General features: G+C 34.7%; 2 protein-coding genes. One reads left to right on the top strand and one right to left on the bottom strand.

Annotation, left to right across the window (positions count from 1 at the left end; all coding sequences use genetic code 11):
* Positions 1–219: hypothetical protein (locus tag AFK68_RS37940; protein ID WP_210407176.1), on the bottom strand; the 219-nt coding region annotated here is incomplete at its 3' end.
* Positions 220–487: 268 nt separating this feature from the next.
* Here AFK68_RS37940 and AFK68_RS36145 point away from each other — a divergent pair.
* The gene (locus tag AFK68_RS36145) at positions 488–655 is read left to right on the top strand and encodes a hypothetical protein (protein WP_168186281.1); all 168 of its coding nucleotides are present in this window, start codon (positions 488–490) and stop codon (positions 653–655) included.
* Positions 656–1068 lie beyond the last annotated feature (413 nt).

A 1068-nucleotide genomic window follows, 5' to 3' on the forward strand; every position in this document is an offset into this window, starting at 1 on the left:
TGATTTTGGAGATGGAAACTCTAGGATAAAATCTGATAAGCGAATCAAATTTTTGTTTTGCTTAGGAGACCGAAACTTGAGGAAAAAATCTGACAAGTGAATCAAATTTTTGCTTTGGTTAGGAGACGGAAATTTGAGGAGAAAACTTGGCAACCGAATTAGATTTTTGTTTGATTTGGGAGATGGAAACTCTAGGAAAAAATCTGATAAGCGAATCAAATTTTTGTTTTGGTTGAGAGAAAATTTCGGAAAAAATCTGACAGGTGAATCAAATTTTTGTTTTGGTTGAGAGAAAATTTCGGAAAAAATCTGACAGGTGAATCAAATTTTTGCTTTGGTTAGGAGACGGAAATTTGAGGATAAAACTTGGCAAGCGAATTAGATTTTTGTTTGATTTGGGAGATGGAAACTCTAGGAGAAAATCTGATAAGCGAATCAAATTTTTGTTTTGCTTAGGAGACCGAAACTTGAGGAAAAAATCTGACAAGTGAATCGAATTTTTGCTTTGGTTAGGAGACGGAAATTTGAGGAGAAAACTTGGCAAGCGAATCAAATTTTTGCTTTGGTTAGGAGACGGAAATTTGAGGAGAAAACTTGGCAACCGAATCAAATTTTTGTTTTGCTTAGGAGACCGAAACTTGAGGAAGAAATCTGACAGGTGAATCAAATTTTTGCTTTGGTTAGGAGACGGAAATTTGAGGAGAAAACTTGGCAAGCGAATTAGATTTTTGTTTGATTTTGGAGATGGAAACTCTAGGATAAAATCTGATAAGCGAATCAAATTTTTGTTTTGGTTGAGAGAACGAAAATTTCGGATAAAATCTGACAGGTGAATCGAATTTTTGTTTTGGTTGAGAGAAAATTTCGGGAAAAATCTGATAAGCGAATCAAATTTTTGCTTTGGTTAGGAGACGGAAATTTGAGGAGAAAACTTGGCAACCGAATTAGATTTTTGTTGGATTTGGGAGATGGAAACTCTAGGAGAAAATCTGACAGGTGAATCAAATTTTTGCTTTGGTTAGGAGACGGAAATTTGAGGAGAAAACTTGGCAACCGAATTAGATTTTT

Source organism: Hydrocoleum sp. CS-953 (assembly GCF_002260545.1).
Taxonomy (GTDB): domain Bacteria; phylum Cyanobacteriota; class Cyanobacteriia; order Cyanobacteriales; family Microcoleaceae; genus Trichodesmium.